Source organism: Streptomyces sp. NPDC014891 (assembly GCF_043081085.1).
Lineage (GTDB): Bacteria > Actinomycetota > Actinomycetes > Streptomycetales > Streptomycetaceae > Streptomyces.
On record NZ_JBIBWF010000001.1, the window covers coordinates 40,505 to 59,526 of the forward strand.

General features: G+C 75.4%; 16 protein-coding genes. 8 read left to right on the top strand and 8 right to left on the bottom strand.

Annotated elements, in window-relative coordinates; translation table 11 throughout:
* Positions 1-37: 37 nt before the first annotated feature.
* Positions 38-733, bottom strand: coding sequence for a type III effector protein (locus ACF09E_RS00205; protein WP_392203071.1), 696 nt, complete (start codon positions 731-733; stop codon positions 38-40).
* 481 nt (positions 734-1,214) lie between these two features.
* Here ACF09E_RS00205 and ACF09E_RS00210 point away from each other — a divergent pair, with 481 nt between their 5' ends.
* The 4 genes from ACF09E_RS00210 (at position 1,215) to ACF09E_RS00225 (ending at position 6,773) form a co-directional block, all read left to right on the top strand.
* On the top strand, positions 1,215-2,576 hold the full coding sequence (locus tag ACF09E_RS00210) for a bifunctional o-acetylhomoserine/o-acetylserine sulfhydrylase (RefSeq protein WP_392203072.1): 1,362 nt from the start codon (positions 1,215-1,217) through the stop codon (positions 2,574-2,576).
* A complete protein-coding gene (locus ACF09E_RS00215; RefSeq protein WP_392203827.1) occupies positions 2,573-3,718 on the top strand; it encodes a homoserine O-acetyltransferase in 1,146 nt (381 codons plus the stop codon). Before ACF09E_RS00210 ends, ACF09E_RS00215 begins: the two co-directional genes overlap by 4 nt.
* A gap of 246 nt (positions 3,719-3,964) precedes the next feature.
* Positions 3,965-5,137, top strand: coding sequence for a lycopene cyclase family protein (locus ACF09E_RS00220; RefSeq protein WP_392203073.1), 1,173 nt, complete (start codon positions 3,965-3,967; stop codon positions 5,135-5,137).
* Between the two features lie 76 nt (positions 5,138-5,213).
* Positions 5,214-6,773: an FAD-dependent oxidoreductase gene (locus ACF09E_RS00225; RefSeq protein WP_392203074.1), complete on the top strand. Its 1,560-nt coding sequence runs from the start codon at positions 5,214-5,216 to the stop codon at positions 6,771-6,773.
* Positions 6,774-6,840: 67 nt separating this feature from the next.
* On the opposite strand, the gene ACF09E_RS00230 is transcribed toward ACF09E_RS00225, so the two are convergent.
* The 4 genes from ACF09E_RS00230 to ACF09E_RS00245 are packed head-to-tail and all read right to left on the bottom strand — an operon-like array spanning position 6,841 to position 11,775.
* Entirely contained in the window at positions 6,841-7,824 is a 984-nt protein-coding gene (locus tag ACF09E_RS00230; protein WP_392203828.1) for a DUF5914 domain-containing protein, read from the bottom strand.
* Between the two features lie 5 nt (positions 7,825-7,829).
* The gene (locus ACF09E_RS00235; RefSeq protein ID WP_392203075.1) at positions 7,830-8,876 is read right to left on the bottom strand and encodes a phytoene/squalene synthase family protein; all 1,047 of its coding nucleotides are present in this window, start codon (positions 8,874-8,876) and stop codon (positions 7,830-7,832) included.
* A complete protein-coding gene (gene crtI / locus ACF09E_RS00240; RefSeq protein WP_392203076.1) occupies positions 8,873-10,429 on the bottom strand; it encodes a phytoene desaturase family protein in 1,557 nt (518 codons plus the stop codon). Before crtI ends, ACF09E_RS00235 begins: the two co-directional genes overlap by 4 nt.
* The gene (locus ACF09E_RS00245; RefSeq protein WP_392203077.1) at positions 10,426-11,775 is read right to left on the bottom strand and encodes a polyprenyl synthetase family protein; all 1,350 of its coding nucleotides are present in this window, start codon (positions 11,773-11,775) and stop codon (positions 10,426-10,428) included. Before ACF09E_RS00245 ends, crtI begins: the two co-directional genes overlap by 4 nt.
* A 284-nt stretch (positions 11,776-12,059) precedes the next feature.
* Between ACF09E_RS00245 and ACF09E_RS00250 the strand changes: the two genes are divergently transcribed.
* The 3 genes from ACF09E_RS00250 to ACF09E_RS00260 all read left to right on the top strand — a co-directional run bounded on the left by ACF09E_RS00250 (position 12,060) and on the right by ACF09E_RS00260 (position 14,855).
* Entirely contained in the window at positions 12,060-12,767 is a 708-nt protein-coding gene (locus tag ACF09E_RS00250) for a class I SAM-dependent methyltransferase (protein WP_392203078.1), read from the top strand.
* Positions 12,768-12,863: 96 nt separating this feature from the next.
* The gene (locus ACF09E_RS00255; protein WP_392203079.1) at positions 12,864-13,304 is read left to right on the top strand and encodes a hypothetical protein; all 441 of its coding nucleotides are present in this window, start codon (positions 12,864-12,866) and stop codon (positions 13,302-13,304) included.
* Positions 13,305-13,679: 375 nt separating this feature from the next.
* Positions 13,680-14,855 carry a PP2C family protein-serine/threonine phosphatase gene (locus tag ACF09E_RS00260; RefSeq protein ID WP_392203829.1) on the top strand — a complete coding sequence of 392 codons (1,176 nt, stop codon included), beginning with the start codon at positions 13,680-13,682 and terminating at the stop codon, positions 14,853-14,855.
* Positions 14,856-14,888: 33 nt separating this feature from the next.
* Here the strand turns inward: ACF09E_RS00260 and ACF09E_RS00265 are convergent, their stop codons facing one another.
* The 3 genes from ACF09E_RS00265 to ACF09E_RS00275 all read right to left on the bottom strand — a co-directional run bounded on the left by ACF09E_RS00265 (position 14,889) and on the right by ACF09E_RS00275 (position 18,148).
* Positions 14,889-17,336 carry a phosphoketolase gene (locus ACF09E_RS00265; protein ID WP_392203080.1) on the bottom strand — a complete coding sequence of 816 codons (2,448 nt, stop codon included), beginning with the start codon at positions 17,334-17,336 and terminating at the stop codon, positions 14,889-14,891.
* A gap of 213 nt (positions 17,337-17,549) precedes the next feature.
* A complete protein-coding gene (locus tag ACF09E_RS00270; protein ID WP_392203081.1) occupies positions 17,550-17,858 on the bottom strand; it encodes a DUF3040 domain-containing protein in 309 nt (102 codons plus the stop codon).
* Positions 17,859-17,875: 17 nt separating this feature from the next.
* The gene (locus tag ACF09E_RS00275) at positions 17,876-18,148 is read right to left on the bottom strand and encodes a DUF6296 family protein (protein WP_392203082.1); all 273 of its coding nucleotides are present in this window, start codon (positions 18,146-18,148) and stop codon (positions 17,876-17,878) included.
* A gap of 236 nt (positions 18,149-18,384) precedes the next feature.
* Between ACF09E_RS00275 and ACF09E_RS00280 the strand changes: the two genes are divergently transcribed.
* The gene (locus tag ACF09E_RS00280; protein ID WP_392203083.1) at positions 18,385-18,957 is read left to right on the top strand and encodes an HPP family protein; all 573 of its coding nucleotides are present in this window, start codon (positions 18,385-18,387) and stop codon (positions 18,955-18,957) included.
* Positions 18,958-19,022 lie beyond the last annotated feature (65 nt).

Here is a 19,022-nt window from a genome sequence, read left to right on the forward strand (position 1 = left end):
TGTGGGAAGGGCTTGGACGAAGAGGTCGTGAACGGAGTCAGTGATCGTCGGCCGGCGGTGCCGCGCCCTGGTCGTCCAGGGCGTCGAGGGAGGCGACGAGGTCGGTGTGGCGGGCATCCAGGTACGGACGCATGCCGGTCAGAGGGGCCAGGAGTGCGGCGGCGTCCGCCGCGCCGAGGGCGGTGTGCAGGGCGGCCTGGGCCGGGCGCGCCTCGGGCCCGAGGTGGTCCAGCGCGGTGATCCGCGCGGCGAGGCGGCGCAGGTCGGCGGCGTGGGCGCGGGCTTGGGTGACCGCGGCGCGCTCGGCGGCCCGCGCCTGGCGGGTGGCCGTCACCCGCTGCTCACCGGTGGCGCCGAACGCGCCGGGACGGCCTCGGAGGTACCGGCGTTCGGCGGCCTGGCGACTGGCGACGCCGAGGGGGCGGGCGAGCTCGGCCCAGCTGGCGCCCGCCTCGCGCGCGGTCTCGATCAGGCCGGTCTCCCAGCCGGCGAGCTGCTCGCGCACCTGGCGCAGCAGCATGAGGGCGGCGAGCGCCTGCTCCGGACCCGGGCGGGCGGCGTCGGGAGCCTGGTGGCGGGCGTCGGGAGTCTCGTGGCGGGCGTCGTGGGGGGACCCGTGGTGGGCGTCGCGCAGGGCGTCGTCGACGGCGGCGAGGGCGGCCGCCGCGGCGACGAAGGACACCGGGCCGTGGGCTCCGGTGCTCGACGGTGACGGCTGATCGGCTGCCGGCACGTCCACCTCCCGGTTGCGGTCATCGCCTCGACGACATCGGGTACGTCATCGATCGGATGACACGTTACACAGGGGCGGAGGAACGCAGGGGCGAATGCGGCCGTCGGCACGGACGGCCACGAGCCGTGGAACGGCCGGCCGGGCGCCTCGGACCGAACCGACGTGCGAGGTCTCCGGCGTGGATCAGGTCGTGGATGAACGTTGTATGTCACGCCGTACGGGCCGCTGGTTCGCCGAACGCCGCTGTGCTTACGTGTGCATGTGACCGCTTCCGCACCCCTGTCTCCCGCCCTTCGCGTGTGCGCCGGCTCCTGTGCCGCTCCCGCGTGGTGTCCCACCGCGCGCTGAGCCGCCTCCGGCCGACACGTCGGCCCGGTTCCCTCTCCCCTCCACTCGCCGTCCCGTCCCGGGCGCGGCGCCAAGCCGTACGCCCGTACGCGGACCCCGCACACCCCGCACACCCCGCACAAGGAGCACCGTCATGAGCCAGCCCATCGACGCCGTCGGCGCCGGTCACACTCCCGAGGACGAGCCCGCCGGGCCCGACACCTCGGCCTGGTCGTTCGAGACACGGCAGATCCACGCCGGCGCGACGCCCGACCCGGTGACCGGGGCGCGGGCGACCCCGATCTACCAGACGACGTCCTTCGTCTTCCGGGACACGCAGCACGCCGCCGACCTCTTCTCGCTGGCCGAGCCCGGCAACATCTACACCCGCATCCACAACCCCACCCAGGACGTCTTCGAGCAGCGGATCGCCTCGCTGGAGGGTGGTGTCGCCGCTGTCGCGCTGGCCTCGGGACAGGCCGCGGAGACGCTCGCCGTGCTGACCCTCGCGGGCTCCGGCGACCACGTCGTGGCCAGTACGTCGCTGTACGGGGGCACGTACAACCTGTTCCGGCACACCCTGCCGCGGTTCGGTGTCGAGGTGTCGTTCGTGGACGACCCCGACGACGCGGAGGCCTGGCGGGCGGCGGTCCGGCCGAACACCAAGGCGCTGTTCGCCGAGACCCTGGGCAATCCGCGGGGCAACGTCCTCGATGTCCGCGCGGTCGCCGACGTCGCGCACGCGGCCGGGGTGCCGCTGATCGTGGACAACACCGTACCGACGCCCTACCTGCTGCGGCCGCTGGAGCACGGGGCCGACATCGTCGTGCACTCGGCGACGAAGTTCCTCGGCGGGCACGGCACGGTCGTCGCGGGCGTCGTCGTGGACGGCGGCACCTTCGACTTCGGGGCGCACCCCGAACGCTTCCCGGACTTCACGGAGCCCGACCCGAGCTACCACGGGCTCCGGTACTGGCCCGCGCTCGGTCCGGGCGCCTTCGCGATCAAGCTGCGCGTCCAGCTGCTGCGGGACCTCGGTCCCGCGCTCTCCCCGCACTCGGCGTTCCTGCTGCTCCAGGGCGTGGAGACGCTGAGCCTGCGGATCGAGCGGCACTCGTCCAACGCGCAGGCCCTCGCCGAGTGGCTGGAGCAGCGGGACGAGGTCGCCACCGTGCACTACCCGGGGCTGCCGTCCAACCGCTGGTACGAGGCGGGGCGGCGCTATCTGCCGCGTGGCGCGGGGGCGGTGCTCTCCTTCGAACTGCGCGACGGCGTCGAGGCGGGCAAGCGGTTCGTGGACGCCGTCGAACTGTTCAGCCACCTGGCCAACATCGGAGACGTACGCAGTCTGATCATCCACCCGGCGTCCACGACGCACAGTCAGCTGGACGAGGCCCAGTCGGCCGCGACCGGCGCCTCGCCCGGTCTCGTGCGGCTGTCGGTGGGCCTGGAGAGCCTCGCCGACCTGAAGGCGGACCTCGAAGCGGGCTTCCGGGCGGCCAAGGGCGCGTCCTGAGCACCGTCGTACCGCCCTCGGCGACTCCCCTCCCGCCGATCTCCGGTGCCTGGCGGGAGGGGGACCCGGCCGGGCGGCGCCGCTGGTTCGTACGGGAGGCGCCGCTGAGTCTGGAGGCAGGTGGCGAACTCCCGGGCGTGCGCCTCGCGTTCGAGACCTGGGGGACGCTCGCGCCGGACCGGTCCAACGCGGTGCTCGTCCTGCACGCCCTGACCGGCGACAGCCACGCGGCCGGCGCGGCGGGTCCCGGGCATCCCACGGCCGGGTGGTGGAACGGGCTCATCGGGCCCGGGCGGGCCGTGGACACGGACCGTCTCTTCGTCGTGGCGCCGAACGTGCTGGGAGGCTGCCAGGGGAGCACCGGGCCGTCCTCGCTCCGGGCGGACGGCCGCCGCTGGGGCGGCGCCTTTCCCCACCTCACCCTGCGCGACCAGGTCGCGGCCGAGACCGGCCTCGCCGACGAACTCGGCGTCGACCGCTGGGCGCTGGTCGTCGGCGGGTCGATGGGCGGCATGCGTGCCCTGGAGTGGGCGGTGGCCCGTCCGGAGCGGACCGAGGCACTGCTGCTGCTCGCGACGACCGCCGCCGCGAGCGCCGAGCAGATCGCCTGGACCTCGGTCCAGCTGCACGCGATCCGCGCCGACCCCGAATGGCGCGGCGGCGACTACCACGACGCCGGCCCGGGCCCGCACGCCGGGCTGAGCCTCGCCCGCCGTCTCGCCCACGTCACGTACCGGAGTGAGGCGGAACTCGCGGCGCGCTTCGGCCGTGCCGCCCAGGGCGCGGAGGATCCCCGGCGAGGCGGCCGGTACCAGGTCGAGTCCTATCTGGACCACCAGGCCGCCAAGCTGGTGCGCCGCTTCGACGCGGGCAGCTACGTCACGCTGAGCACGGCGATGAACGGCCACGACGTGGGCCGGGGCCGGGGCGGCGTCCGGTCGGCGCTGCGGCGGGTGACCGCGCGGACCCTGGTCGCCGGGATCGACTCCGACCGCCTCTATCCGCCGGCCCAGCAGGCGGAGCTGGCGGCCGGCATCCCCGGCGCGGACCGGCCGCGCGTGGTCGGCTCGCCGTACGGCCACGACGGATTCCTCATCGAGGTGGAACAGGTGGGCGCGCTGGTCGAGGAACTCCTGCGCTGACCGGTCGGCGCACGTCGGGACGCCCGGGGAACTCGCGGGACACCTCGCGATGCCTCCAGACGCCGTCGAACCGCCCGACGGCGCCTCAGGACGCCCCAGGACGCCCCAGGACGCCCCAGGACGGTGCGTACGCGAAACGCCGCGTGCGGTGGGCCCGACCGGGGCCGGGGGCGGCATACCATCGCCGCGTGCGACGCCCCGCGGCACCCGTCCCCCGGCATCGCCCCGGCCGGAGGAGGACGTCTGGTGCCGCAGAGCGACGTGGCCATTGTCGGAGGCGGCGCGGCCGGGCTGTCGCTCGCCTGGCGCCTCCTCGATCCCCCCGCCGGTGTCCCGGCCCCCTCCGTGGTCCTCGTCGACGCCCCGCCCGGTCCGCTCCGCCCGGCCGAACGCACCTGGTGCTACTGGGAGGAGGGGCCGGGTGACTACGACGACCTCCTGACCGCGTCCTGGGACCGCCTCCGGGTGCGGGCCGCCGACGGACACGCGACCGTCCGGCGTCTGGACCGCCTCCGCTACAAGATGCTCCGCTCGCCCGCCTTCGAGGAGGGCCTGCGCCCGCGGCTCGCCGCCCTCACCCGGATCGGGGCCGTCGTGGAGCGGATCGAAGACCGGCCGGAGGGTGCCGTGCTCGACTGCCGTGCCTCCGACGGAGCGCCGACGTCCGTGCGGGCCCGCTGGGTCTTCGACTCCCGTCCCCCCTCCCCCGCCCCGGCCAGATCCGCCCTCCTCCAGCACTTCCGCGGCTGGTTCGTCCGGACGCGCCGGCCGGCGTTCCGGCCGGAGGTCGTGGAGTTCATGGACTTCCGTACGCCGCAGCCGGGGCACGGCCTCTCCTTCGGCTACGTCCTGCCCACCGGCCCCTGCGAAGCCCTGGTCGAGTACACCGAGTTCGGTCCGGGTGTCCTGACGGAGCAGGCCTACACCGCCGCGCTGCGCCACTACACGCGGGACGTGCTCCGTCTCGGCGCGTACGAGGTCCTCGGCGAGGAGCGGGGCGTCATCCCCATGACCGACGCCCGCCACGTCCCGCGCGCCGGGCGGCACGTCTTCCGGATCGGCGCGGCCGGCGGGGCCGTCCGTCCCTCCACGGGTTACGCGTTCTCGGCGATCCAGCGCCAGACCCGCGCGGTCGCCGCCGCCGTCCACCAGGGCCGCGTCCCCGTGCCGCCCCCGGCCTACCGGGCCCGCCACCTCGCCATGGACGCGATCCTGCTGCGCGGTCTCGCGACCGGCCGCGTGCCGGGCGCACCGTTCTTCAGCCGCCTCTTCCGGACCGTCCCGGCCGAGCGCATGCTGCGCTTCCTCGACGGCGAGACCCGCCCCGCGGAGGACGTGCTGATCGGACTGCGGACGCCCGTACTGCCCATGCTGCGGTCGGCCGCCGGGCTTCCGTTCCTCCCCCGCGTCCCCCGCTGAACCCGCCCCCGCTCCGACCGGCCCCGGCGCCCACGTGCGGCGCCCCGGTGCCGGACCGCCCCCGAAAGGCAGCCAGATGAGTCCTCACCCCGTACGGTCCGCGCGCCGCGGTCGCGACCGGAAGGCCGACGTCGTCCCCGCCCACGAGGGCCGCGACCGGCACACCGGAGGAGGCGCGCCCCGCTGCGCCGTCGTCGGCGGTGGGATCGCCGGCCTCGCGGCGACCACCCTGCTGGCCGAGCGCGGTGTCGACGTCACCCTCTACGAACGGGAGGGCTCCCTCGGCGGACGGCTGGCCGGCTGGCCCGTCGAGCTCGCCGACGGCTCCGCGGCCACGATGAGCCGCGGCTTCCACGCGTTCTTCCGGCAGTACTACAACCTGCGCGGGCTGCTCCGGCGCGTCGATCCGGGTCTGGAACGCCTTCGGGGCATCGGCGACTACCCCCTCCAGCACGCGTCCGGCCTCTACGACAGCTTCTCCCGCGTCCCGCGCACTCCCCCGTGGAACGCCCTGGGCTTCGCCGCGCTCAGCCCCAGTTTCCGCCTGGACGACCTCGGCGGGCTGAACGCGCGGGCGGCCCTGCCGCTCCTCGACGTCCGGCTGCCCGAGCTGTACGCGCGCTACGACGGGATCAGCGCCCGCGCGCTCCTGGAGCGCATCGGCTTCCCCGAAGCGGCCCGGCACCTCGCCTTCGAAGTGTTCTCCCGCAGCTTCTTCGCCGACCCGGACGAGCTCTCCGCCGCCGAACTCGCCCTGATGTTCCACATCTACTTCCTCGGATCCTCGGAGGGCCTCCTCTTCGACGTACCGGACGAGCCCTACCCGCAGGCCCTGTGGGACCCGCTCGCCCGCTACCTCGACGGCCACGGCGTACGCCTCCGCACCGGCACACCGGTCCACGCCGTGGAGCCCGATCCGCGCGGCGGGCACGTCGTCGTCACCGGGGAGGGCTCGGAGCGGGCCGACGCCCTCGTGCTGGCCCTCGATCCGGGCGGGCTGCGCTCTCTGGTCAGCCACTCGCCGGCCCTCTGCGACGAGGCCTGGCGCGCCCGCGTCGGCCGCCTCTCCTGCGCGCCGCCGTTCCTGGTCCACCGGATCTGGCTCGACCGGCCGGTCGGCGCGGAGCGGCCCGGCTTCCTCGGCACCAGCGGCTACGGACCGCTGGACAACATCAGCGTCCTGGAACGGTGGGAGGGCGAGGCACTCCGCTGGGCGCGGAAGTCCGGCGGGTCGGTCGTCGAGCTCCACGCCTACGCGGCGGAGCCGTCGAGCGACCCCGAGGCCCTCTCCCGCACGCTGCTGGGCGAACTCCACCGCGTCTACCCGGAGACGCGGCGCGCCCGGGTCGTCGACGAGCGGCGGCTGTGGCGCGCCGACTGCCCGCTGTTCGCGGTCGGCGGCGCCGACGACCGTCCGACGGTCGACACCCCGGACCCTTCCGTGACCGTCGCCGGCGACCTCGTGCGCACCGACCTGCCCGTGGCCCTGATGGAACGCGCGGCCACCACGGGTTTCCTGGCCGCGGGGGCGCACCTGCGTCGCTGGGGTCTGCGCGGCCAGACCCTGTGGACGGTCCCGCGGCGCGGCCGGTCCGCCGTCGTCCGCGGCCTCGCGGCCTTCGCGGGCAGCCCGTGACCTGACGCCGTCACGGCTCGTTCCTCCCGGCCGGCAGGGCCCCGCGTCACCGCGGGGTCCCGCCGCCTCACCCGGGGAAGCGCCCCTGGCGGCGCAGGGACCAGCGCCGCTCCGCGTACGCCAGGTCGTCCCGCCACAAGCGGCCGGCCGCCGCCCGGATCATGGGCCGGAGCAGCGGCGCCGTCGCCCGGGCGGCGGTGAACCCGCGCCGGTCCGAGGCTGCGACCACGGCCTCGACGACGGCCGTACGGGGGGCGTCCGCACCGGGCGCCGTCAGCGGCGTGGCGTGGGTCTCCACCACCGACCCGGCGCCCTCGCCCTCCTCGATCCGCATCACGACCGTACGGGGCCCGGGCGCGGTGAACGCGGCCCGCACGGGGACGACGGCACGCCCGGCCACCTTGAACGCCACGTCCACCACCAGCGCGTCCTCCTCACCGACGGCGTCCTCCGGCGGAACCTTCACCACCTTCAGGTCCACGAAGGAGTACGGGTGGAGCCACGCGCCGTGCCAGGGGTCGAGACGGTTGGCCACGACGTCCTCCGGCTCGCAGACGCCGAACCCGGTGTAGACCGCGCTGACCGTCGCGCCGCCGGTGCCCCGCGCGGGCACCACGGGCCGCTCCGTGGGCGCCTCTCCTCCCGCCGCGTCGAGACGCACCCACACGAGGATGCCGTCGTCGTGGACGGGCCACGGCCGCCAGCCCGCGGCGGACCGGCCTTCCAGGCGCATGCCGTGCCAGTGGCAGATGAGGGTTCCGCACCGGACGACGGCGTCCTTCAGGGGCGCGCCCAGGTGCGGACAGGCACCCGGGCCGGCGACGGGAGTCCCGTCCGCGTCCCGCCAGAGCACCAGCTCGACGCCGGCGACGCTCCGGCCGACCGGGCGGTCGGGTCGCACGTCACGGCTGTCGGCGACGACGAACCAGTTCCCCGACGGCCGGGCCTGCGCGCGGCGGAGCGCGGCCGCGATCGAGGACGGCCGGGCCTCGCGCCAGGTCGGCCGCTGACGATCCCAGGCGACGGCGTCGCGCCGCCAGCGCAGCGGCATCGCCCTCACCGCTGCTCACCTCCGGCCCGGGAGGGCCGCGGCGCCCGGGTGGTCTCCCCGCCGTGCGCGGGCGGCGGCGCGGCCGTCGTGCGGGGGCGGTCCGCCCCGCCTCCGGATCCGGGCCTGCCGCGGCGGGCCGCCACGGCCCGGACGTAGCCGCGTCCCGCGACCGCGAGACGGCGTCGCCGGCTCACGACGGCGCGCCGGTGCAGGACCGAGAAGCCGTCGTCCTCGATGGCCCGCAGGATGTCGCGGTAGAGCACGAACGCGGTGCGGACGCAGGGCGCCGACACCGAGTGGAGCTGGGCGATGCCGGGCTCGGCCGCGCGGTAGACCCGGCGGGTGAGGGAGGCCGCGTCCTTGAGCGCCTCGGTGACGCGCCCGTCGTGCCGCCCCGTCGTCCGGCTCCACAGCAGGAGGGAGCGGTCCACGCCGTGGGCGGCCAGCAGGTCGGCGGGCAGGTAGACCCGGCCGCGGTCGAGGTCCTCCCCCACGTCCCGGAGGAAGTTCGTCAGCTGGAACGCCACACCCAGCGCGGCCGCCTGCGGTTCGGCCTCCGCCCTGGGGACGACCGTGCCCAGGACGGGCACCATCTGGAGCCCGATCACGGCGGCCGAGCCGTGCATGTACCCGGCCAGGTCCTCGTACGTCGGGTAGTCCGTGACCGACAGGTCGCTGCGCATCGAGGCCAGGAAGTCGCGGAAGTGGGCGGCGGGGATGCCGTAGCGGGCCCTGGTGTCGGCGACCGCACGGACCACGGGTTCCGCCACCCGGCCGCCGGCGAGTGCCTTCTCCCAGGCGGCCTCCACAGTGTCCAGCGCCGCCTCCCGTTCGGCGAGCGTGGCCCCGCTCCCGAGGTCGTCGACGATGTCGTCGGCGTGGCGTGCGAAGCCGTACAGGGCGTGGACGGCGGACCGCCGGTCCGCCGGAAGGAGGCGGGTGGCGAGGAAGTAGGTCCTGCCGTGGCGTGCGTTGAGCCTGCGGCACGCCGTGTAGTCGGCGCGGAGTCCGGCGTCGAGGATGCCCGCGGCGTCCAGTTCGCGGGCCGTCACCTCGGCACCTCCTGGCGGCGCGCGGGCGACGGTTCCGCCGTCGGGGGCGGGTCGGCGCGGCGGGGGCGGCGGCCCGGCGCACCCGTGATCCTCAGGGCGGCCAGCTTCCCCGAGACGAGGACCGTCGGCACACCCACGCCGGGTGTCGTGCCGCAGCCCGCGAGCACCGCGTTCTCCGTGCCGCGGACGAGGTTGCGCGGGCGGAACGGGCCGGTCTGGGCGAAGGTGTGCGACACGGAGAACGGGGTTCCGGCCGCGTGCCCGCGCGCCGCCCAGTCGGCGGGCGTGACCAGGCACTCCTCCTCGATGGACTCGCCCAGGCCGTGGAGGCCGCGCTTCTCCAGGGTCGCGACGAGCGAGTCGCGGTAGCGGGGCCCGAGTTCGCCCCAGTGGAGGGCGTCGGGTCCCGTCTCGGTGTTCGGGCACGGGGCCAGGATGTAGTGCAGATGACGGCCGGCAGGCGCCAGCGTGGGATCGGTGGCCGTCGGCCGGGTGATGAGCAGCGAAGGGTCGCTCATCACCCGTCCGGTGCGGGTCAGTTCGCGGAAGGTCCCGTCCCAGGCCGCTCCGAACGAGATCGTGTGGTGCGCGAGCCGCGGCCAGGTCCGCCGGGTGCCCGCGTGCAGCACGACGGCGCTCGGGGAGTGCCGCAGCCGGGCGGGGCGGCGGGGCCGGCGTCCCAGCAGCCGGTAGGAGACCGGCAGGTCGGGGGTCAGGACCACCGCGTCGCAGGCGATCCTGCCGGCGGCGGTGACGACGGCGGTGATCCGCTCTCCCCGCCGCTCCAGGCGCTCCACCGGCTCGTCGTAGCGCAGTTCGGCGCCCGCGGCGGCGGCCGCCTCCGCCATGGCGGCCGGTACGGCGTGCATGCCGCCGCGGGGGAAGAAGACCCCGGCGACGGTGTCCATGTACGCGATGACCCCGTACGCGGCCAGGGCACGGGACGGCGCCACACCCGCGTACAGCGACTGGAACGAGAAGACCCTGCGCAGCCGTTCGTCCCCGAGGTGGCGGCCGATCGCCCGGTCGAGCGATCCGAAGCCGCCCGCCAGGGCGAGCCGCGCGAGATCGGGGTGCGCGAGCTGCCACGGCGAGTCGAAGTTCGCGTCGATGAACCGGTCGATCTGCAGGGTGTACAGCTCGGTGAGCCATCGGCGCAGGCTGCGGTATCCGGCGGCCTCGCGGGCCCCGGCGAACCGCTCCACTTCGGCGGCCATGACCTCCGCGTCGGTGTGGACGTCCAGGGCGCTGCCGTCCGCGAACTCCGCGCGGTAGGCCGGGTGCAGGGGTACGAGGTCCAGGTGGTCCCGCATCCGGGCGCCGACCGCGGCGAAGGCCTCGGCGAGGAGGTCCGGCATGGTGAGCACGGTGGGGCCGGTGTCCATCCGGTAGCCGCCCCGCTCGATGCGTCCCGCGCGGCCGCCCGGGAGTCCGTCGCGCTCCACGACCGTCACCCGCCGTCCCGCCGCCAGCAGGTGCAGGGCCGCGGAGAGGCCGGCCAGCCCTGCTCCCACGACGACGACGTGATCGGTCCTGCCCGGCAGTGCCTTCACCGCGGATCTCCCATCAGCGCGTCGTCGAACTCCGTCATGGGCGCGCCCGCCGGGCGGGGCTGCCCGGCGGCCCCGGCCGTCCCGGTCTCCCGGTGGGGCTCCCCCGCTGTGGTGCCGGTTGCGCGGCCGACACCCGGTACCCGCACGGTCGGGCTGCCCGGCTCCCTCGCGGTCCCGGCCACGTGGCCCGCCTCCGGCGCCGTCCCGGCCGCGCGGGCCGACGGCCCCCCGGTATCGGGTGTGGCGCCGGGTGGCAGGCCGCAGGCCTCGCGCAGCAGGTGGACGAGGCGGGCCGCGGCGGACCGGTCGAGGGGGGCGCCCGCGAGCGTCTCCTCGGCCCGGCGGCACAGCCGCTCGATCTCGGCGGTCACCCGCGCCCGGGCCCCGCCCCGGTCCAGGACCTCCCGGGCCCGCCGCACGTCCTCGTCCCCAGCCGCGTACGGGGGGCCGGTGAGCGTCTCCAGAACGCGCAGCCCGTTGCGGTCCCCGGCGGCCTCGCAGCCTTCCCGGGCCACGGCCAGGAGATACGTCGACCGGCCTTCGCGGAGGTCCTCGCCGACCGGCTTCCCGGTCGAGGCGGGATCGCCGAACGCGCCCTGGAGGTCGTCGTGGAGCTGGAAGGCCAGGCCCGCGCGGCGGCCCGCCCCGGCGAGCGCGGCCAGGGCGTCCGGGGACCCGCCCGCGAGGGTGGCGCCGAGCACCAGCGGACGCTCCATCGAGTACAGGGCGGTCTTGAGGACGGCGGAGCGCAGCGCCCGCGCCGCGGAGCGGTTCGCGGTCGCCTGGGCGTGCAGGTCGAGGTACTGGCCGGCGACCAGTTCCGCGCGCATCGACCGCCACACCGCGGCCGCCGGGGCCGCCGCCGGGGACCCGGCCGTCGCCTCCGCGAAGGCGTCGTCGGCCCACACCAGGGCGAGATCGCCGGCGAGCACGGCGGCCGCTCCGCCGAAGGTGCCGCAGGGCCGGTCACGGCGCGGAGTCGCGTACTGCTCGTCCAGTTCGACGTGCACCGCGGTGCGTCCCCGCCGGAGGGCCGAGCCGTCCATCACGTCGTCCTGGATCAGCGCGCAGGTCTGGACGAGCTCCAGGGCCCCGGCCACGCCGATCGCGGCCGCGGCCTGCGGCGCGCCGCCGCCCGCGGCGCGCAGGCCCCACCAGCACAGCCGGGCGCGCATGCGCCGGCCGCCGTCCAGGGTGAAGCGCGCGACCCGGCGCGCGAGGTCCTCGGCGAAGAGGGGGTCCACCGCCTCCGCCTCCGCGAGTCGGCGTCCGAGGACCGTCGCCAACGCCGTGTTCACGGCCGCCGCCACGTCGTCGTCGACATGGAGCGGGTCCAGTGCGTGCATGGGACTGCCCTTCACCGTCGGCCGCCGGGAGGACCGGCTCGCTCGCCGCATACGTACCGCGGCCGGTCCGCCGGCACCCGGTCTTGGGCCGTACGGCCCAACTCTTCCCCTCCTGAGGGCTCCCGGGCCGCCACCCGCCGGTGCGGGGCACAACGCGCCGGGTGCCCGGCGCTCAGCCCCCGGGGGCGAGGCTCGGGCGTGCCGGAGGCGGAGCCCGTACGGCGTGGCGGACGGGACTCGGGGCCGGGACGGTCTCAGGCTGGACCCGACCCGGGAGGACGACCATGACCCTGCTTCACGACCACGCGCTCGCCGCGGCGTTCGATCGCGCCGCGCCCTCGTACGACCGCATGACCGCCGCGAATCCCGGATACCACGGGCATCTGCGGCGCTCCGCACGCCGGCTCGGGCTGCCGGGGGACGGCTCGGGGCTGTCCGTCCTCGACCTGGGGTGCGGAACGGGGTCCTCCACCCGCGCCCTGCTGGACGTCGCGCCCCGCGCCACCGTCACCGGTGTGGACGCCTCGGCGGGAATGCTGGCTCAGGCACGGGCGAAGACCTGGCCTCCGTCCGTCTCGTTCGTGCACGCGCCGGCCGAGGAGGTCGGCACCACCGACGCCGCGGGGCCGTACGACGCCGTGTTCGCCGCGTACCTCTTCCGCAACGTCGCCGACCCCGACGCCGTGCTCCGCTCCGTCCGCGCCCTGCTGCGCCCCGGTGGGCGGCTCGCGGTCCACGAGTACACGCTGAGCGGCCGGGCGGTTCACCGCGCGGTGTGGAGCGCGGTGACGAGCGGCCTGGTCGTGCCCTGGGGCCGGCTGCACGGGGACGCGGGCCTCTACCGGCACCTGCGCCGCAGCGTGCTCGACTTCGACACGGCGCCCCGCTTCGCCGACCGTCTCGGCCGCGCCGGGTTCGCGGACGTGCGCGTGCTGCCGCTCCCCGGCTGGCAGACGGGCATCACCCACACCTTCCTCGCCACGCGCGACTGACGTGACGTCAGCGTCGCCGGATCGCGTCCGTGCGTCCTTCCGGGTGCATGCGGCGCGGGGGCGTTACGGCGCGGTGGGCCGGGGCAGGGGAGATGCATGGCACGCAGCGAAGACGGCCCCGACCGCGCCCACACACCGCCGGATTCGGTCGGCGACCTGACGGTGGAGGCCCTGGGGTCGCTGTCGAAGGCCCTGGAGACGGTCGAGCGGGCCCGTGGGCAGCTCTACGGGTTCCACCAGCTGACGGGGTCCGCGGACCTGGAACTGGACCGGGCGGTGGCCCTGCTCAGGGAGGCCGGTCACGGCGACTGGGCGGACCGCGTCGAGACGGAGGTGCTGGGGCGGAACGTCATCCCGGGCCACTGGACCTTCCAGATCGTCGAGTCCTACAACAGCACCTATTACGAGCCGTTCCGCGCCCTCGAACGCCAGGCGCTGGAGGCTCTGGCCGACGGCAGGGACCACCTGTACGAGGCGGCGATGAAGGAGGCCCGCCGCACCACGGGCCACCCGGACCACACGGCAGGCCCGTCCTGACGGGGCGGGCGGCCGGCGTCCGCAAGGGGTCGTGGTGGCCGCGGGAGGCATGGGAGCCCCAGGCCCCTCAGCCCCGCCGCCCCGGCCTCGCGCTGGTCCGGGTGGGGGGTCCCCGGAGTGTCCTGCGCGTCGGGGGCCGGAGTCGGCCGTCACCGGAGTGATGGTGGTGGGGGTACACGGCCCGCCCGGCGCGCCCCCTCGCGTCGCTCGGGCCGCGGAGGGTGCTGCTGTGGAGGAGCGCCCGCGTCGGAGGTCCACAGGGGCGGCGTGAGCGCGGCGCACGAGAGGGTCGCCGCCCGTGGCCGCGACCGGGGGCTCCAGGGGGTGGACAGGCCGTGGGCCGCGATTCGGCGGAGGACTTGAGCAGAGTTGAACATGCAGCCCCACGACGAGGCGCTCTCCGAGCTGCTGTCCGGGTCCCGTCTGACTCCCGGCCGCGACCTGGCCGAGCTCGTCGCCCGGGCCGGGCGGCGGATGGGGCTCACCGGCACCGCCGTCTATGTGGCGGACCTGCAGCAGGCCTCTCTCCTGGCCCTTCCCCAGTCGCCCGCCCCCGAGGAGCCGACCCTCGGCGTCGACAGTTCCCTGGGAGGGCTCGCCTACCGCGAGGAGCGGACCCAGCGTTCGGCGGACGGTGACACCCTGTGGGTGCCGATGGTCGACGGGGTCGAGCGGCTCGGCGTCGTGAAGGCCACCGGCCGCGGCTTCGACGCGGACCTGGTCGACCGGTGCGAGGACCTGGCCGCCGTGGCCGCGCTGCTTCTGGTGTCGAAGTCGACGCACAGCGACGTGCTGGTCGAGGCGGAGCGGCGCAGGACGATGACCGTGCAGGCGGAGCTGCTGTGGGCGTTCCTGCCGCCCCGGACGATCGGCACCGCGCGCGTGACCTCGTCCGCGTGTCTGGAGCCGGCCTACGACATCGGCGGGGACGCCTTCGACCACAGCCTCATCGAGAAGGGGCTGCACCTGACGCTGCTCGACTCCATGGGGCACGACCTCGCCGCGGGCGCCGCCAGTGCGGCCGGGCTGGCGGCCTGCCGCGCCACCCGCCGCGCGGGCGGTTCGCTCGCGGACATCGTTCCCGAGATCGACAAGATCCTGGACCAGTGGTTCACCGACCGGCTGATGACGGCCGTCATCGCGACCCTCGACACCGAGGACGGAACGCTGACCTGGGTCAACTGCGGGCACCCGGCGCCCCTGCTGATCCGGGACGGCCGGGTGCTCCACGGCATGCTCGAACGGCCGGCCGACCTCCCGCTCGGCTGGGGTTTCCACCTCACCGAACCGCCCACGGTGCACCGGGCGCGGCTCCAGCCCGGCGACCGGGTCCTCGTCTACAGCGACGGGGTCACCGAGGCGCGCTCGCCGGTCGGCGACCTCTTCGGCGAGGAGCGGCTGGCCGACATCGTCATCCGTTCGACGGCCGCTGGCGCCGCCGCACCCGAGGCCCTGCGCCGGCTCGTTCAGACCCTTCGTACGCACCAGGACCTGCCGCTCCGCGACGACGCCACGATCCTCCTGACCGAGTGGCACCCGGACCAGGACTGACCGCGCCCGCCGCGGTCCCGCCGCGCCGCCGTCTCACGACGGTGTGGGCGGCCGGGCGGCCGGGCCGTCCGCCTCGTCGTCCCACGACCAGTCGGTGACCTCGGGCAGGTCGGTGCCGTGTCGCCGGATCCACGCGTGGTGGCGCTCACGGGTCCCCACCATGGTCCGGCGTACGGCATCCGCGCGGGAGGCGAGACCGGGCACGCGGTCGATCACGTCCAGCACCAGGCGGTAGCGGTCGAGGTCGTTGCGCACGACCATGTCGAAGGGCGTGGTCGTGGTGCCCTTCTCCTTGTAGCCGCGCACGTGGAGGTTCGCGTGCCCGGCGCGGCGGTAGGCCAGCCGGTGCACCAGCCAGGGGTAGCCGTGGTACCCGAAGACGACCGGCCTGTCCGTGGTGAACAGGGCGTCGTACTCCTCGTCGGGCATGCCGTGCGGGTGTTCCTCGCGGGGCATGAGCCGCGTCATGTCCACCACGTTCACCACGCGGACGGCGAGGTCCGGGAGATGGTGCCGCAGGAGGCTCGCCGCCGCGAGGACCTCCTGGGTCGGTACGTCGCCGGCGCAGCCGAGGACCACGTCCGGGTCCCGCCCCTCGACCTCCGTGCCCGCCCACTCCCATGTCCCCGCGCCGCGTGCGCAGTGGGCACGGGCCTCGTCGAGGGAGAGCCAGTCGAAGCAGGGCTGCTTGCCCGCGACGATCACATTGACGTGGTCCCGGCTGCGCAGCGCGTGGTCGGCGACGGCCAGGAGGGTGTTGGTGTCCGGTGGCAGGTAGACGCGGACGACCTCGGGGCTCTTGTTGAGGACGTGGTCCACGAAGCCCGGGTCCTGGTGGGAGAAGCCGTTGTGGTCCTGGCGCCATACGTGGGAGGTCAGCAGGTAGGTGAGCGAGGCGACGGGCGCCCGCCACGGGAGGGCGCGGGAGGTCGTCAGCCATTTGATGTGCTGGTTGACCATGGAGTCGACGATGTGGGCGAACGCCTCGTAGCAGGAGAAGAGGCCGTGGCGGCCGGTGAGGAGGTACCCCTCCAGCCAGCCCTGGCAGGTGTGTTCGGAGAGGATCTCCATGACGCGGCCGTGCCGGTCGAGGTGCTCGTCGGTGTCCAGGACCGACGCCTGCCAGGCCTTGCCGGCGGCGCCGTACACCGCCTGGAGCCGGTTCGAGTCGGTCTCGTCGGGGCCGAAGAGGCGGAAGTCACGGCGGTCGGCGGTGGCCGACAGGACGCCCTCCAGCAGACTGCCCAGGGCGGCCGTCGGCTCGTGCCGCGCGCTCCCCCGCCGCTCGACCTTCACGGCGTGGCCCTCCAGGGGCGGAACGGGCAGGTCGCGCAGCAGGATGCCGCCGTTGGCGTGCGGCGTGGATCCCAGCCGTCGTTCACCGCTCGGCAGGCAGGCGAGCACCTGGGCCCGCGGAGCGCCTCGGTCGTCGAAGAGCTCCTCGGGCCGGTAGGAGCGCAGCCACTCCTCCAGCTGCCGCAGATGCCCGGGATCCTCGCGTACCTCGGGCAGGGGTACCTGGTGGGAGCGCCAGGTCCCCTCGACGGGCTTGCCGTCCACCTCCGCCGGGCCCGTCCAGCCCTTGGGGGTGTCGAGGACGATCATCGGCCACCGGGGCCGGTGGTCGTCGGCCCGGCCCTCGCGGGCCCCGGTCTGGATGGCGCGGATGCGGCCGATCGCCGTGTCCATGGCGGCGGCCATCTGCCGGTGCACGTCGCGGGGATCGTGTCCGGTCACGTGGAGGGGGTCGTGGCCGTAGCCGCGCAGGAGGTCGTCGAGTTCCTCCCTGGGCAGCCGGGCCAGCACCGTGGGGTTGGCGATCTTGTAGCCGTTGAGGTGGAGGACGGGCAGGACGGCTCCGTCGTGCACCGGGTCGAGGAACTTGTCGGAGTGCCACGACGCGGCGAGCGGTCCGGTCTCCGCCTCGCCGTCGCCGATCACGCACGCCACCAGGAGGTCGGGGTTGTCGAACGCGGCGCCGTAGGCGTGCGACAGGGAGTAGCCCAGTTCGCCGCCCTCGTGGATGGAGCCCGGGGTCTCGGGTGCCACGTGGCTCGGCACGCCGCCGGGGAAGGAGAACTGCCGGAACAGCCTGGCCATCCCCGTCTCGTCCCGGGACACGTCCGGGTAGACGTCGCTGTAGCTTCCCTCCAGCCAGGAGTTGGCCAGCACGGCGGGTCCGCCGTGACCGGGGCCCCAGACGCACAGGGCGTCGATGTCGTGCGCCCGGATCACACGGTTGAGATGGGTGTGGACGAGGTTGAGCCCCGGGGACGTCCCCCAGTGGCCCAGCAGGCGCGGTTTGACGTCCTCCGGTTCGAGGGGCCTGCGGAGGAGAGGGTTGTCCATGAGGTAGATCTGCCCGACGGCCAGGTAGTTCGCCGCCCTCCAGTGGGCGTCGAGGGCGGCGAGCTCCTCGTCGCCCAGGGGCGCGTCGACGGCCGGCGGGGACTCCCCGTCGGCCGGTGTCGCCTTGCGCATCGTGCCTCCTCCATCGGTCGGCGGGCGCGACCGCTCGGCGGACCCGCGACGGGCCGCCCGCGGACGGGCCTGCGGGGTGTCACAGGGCGTCTGCCCCCGAGTCCCGATGCCGAACGGAATCGCCGTGGTCGGGGAGGGGTACGGCGACGGGGAGTACGCCCCGGGACGGTCAGCCGTCTCCCGCGCCGGACCGGACGGCGGCCGTCCCCCGGCTCACGACCCGCCGGCCGTTCTCCAGATCCGCCGGAGCCAGCAGGCGCCGCACACCACCGTGGCGGTCCACGCGACGGCGAAGGCGCCGATCAGCGGGATCGACGACGAGAGCACCCCCAGGGCCATCAGCGTGGCGGAGACGAGTGCGAGGGCGAGGGTCGCCAGCGGCAGGAGGCGTGGGCGCTCACGGCGGGCCCGGCCGGTGCGCATGGTCCGCAGTCGGCGCTCCAGGCGCCGGTCGTCGGAGAGGCCGCGCTCGATGGCGGCGAGCAGACTCCGCTCGCCGGGGGAGAGGTGGGGGCCGTCCATGGCTGCTCCCGTCCACGTCAGGCAGGGGAAGGGGAGGGGCCGTCGGGACCCCCGGGATCCGTGTCCGGGACGCGGCGGGCCAGGACGTTCTGCGCGGGCATCTGGTGCCCGCCCGAGGCGAGGACGCGGACCTCGTCCCGGTCGCTGATCTCCGCGCGGATGATGCCGCTGGGATCGGCGTAGACGGGGTGGCCGCCGGGCCCCTTCACAGGGGTGCGCTCGACGAGGACGACGTCTTCGGCCGACGCCGTGTCGTCGGAGAACACCAGCTCATACCGGAGTGGGCTCATTCAGCATATTTTACGCGGGATGGCCTGATTCGCTTCTGCCGGGCAGGGTCCCCGCCGGACCCCACCCCCGGCCGAGCGGCCGAGAAGCCGCTGGTTAGAGTGGTGCGAGGGCTCCCCGCCGCACCAGGTCGGGCGCGGAACCGGGCCGACTGTCGACCACAGAGCCCGTGTGACCGACCGCCCCACGCCGTCCCGTACGGCGCTCCTGCCGCCTGCCCCGGAAACTCCCGCCTCGCATGAGTACCGACACCGCACCGCCTCCCGACCCCGCCCTGGCCGACTCCCCCACCGTCCCGCCTGCCCGCCGCGCTCCGCTGGCCCGGCTGGCGGGCCGTGCGCCCGCCCGGCCGGCGCCCGCGGCCGCCGCCCACAACGTGAGCGCCGCCACGGCCGCCCTCCTCGCACTCGTCGGGATCGGCGCCGTCCTCCACGAGCCCGTGCTCATACCGCCGCTCGCCGCCAGCGCGGCGCTGGTCCACTGCGCCCCCGCGCTGCCGCTGGCACAGCCGCGGAGCGTGATCATCGGCCACATGCTCGGCGCCGCCGCGGGGTACGCCGTGGCCGTCGCGGGGCACGGGAACGCATGGGCCGCCGCCCTCGCCGCGGGCGTCACCCTGGCCCTGACGACACTGGCCCGGACCCCGCACTCCCCCGCCTGCGCCACAGCGGTCATCATCGTGCTCCAGAGTCCCTCGCCGGGCCGGTTCGTCCCCCTGCTGTTCGGCGCCACCGTCCTGCTCGTCCTGACCGCGTACGCCGCGTCCCGCGTGCGACGCGGCGCCGCGAGGTATCCCGCCTACTGGTGGTGAGCGCGCCTCGGCCCGCCCGGGTGCGGTCCCCTTGACCGCGGTGGCCGGCAGGGGCGCAGACCGCG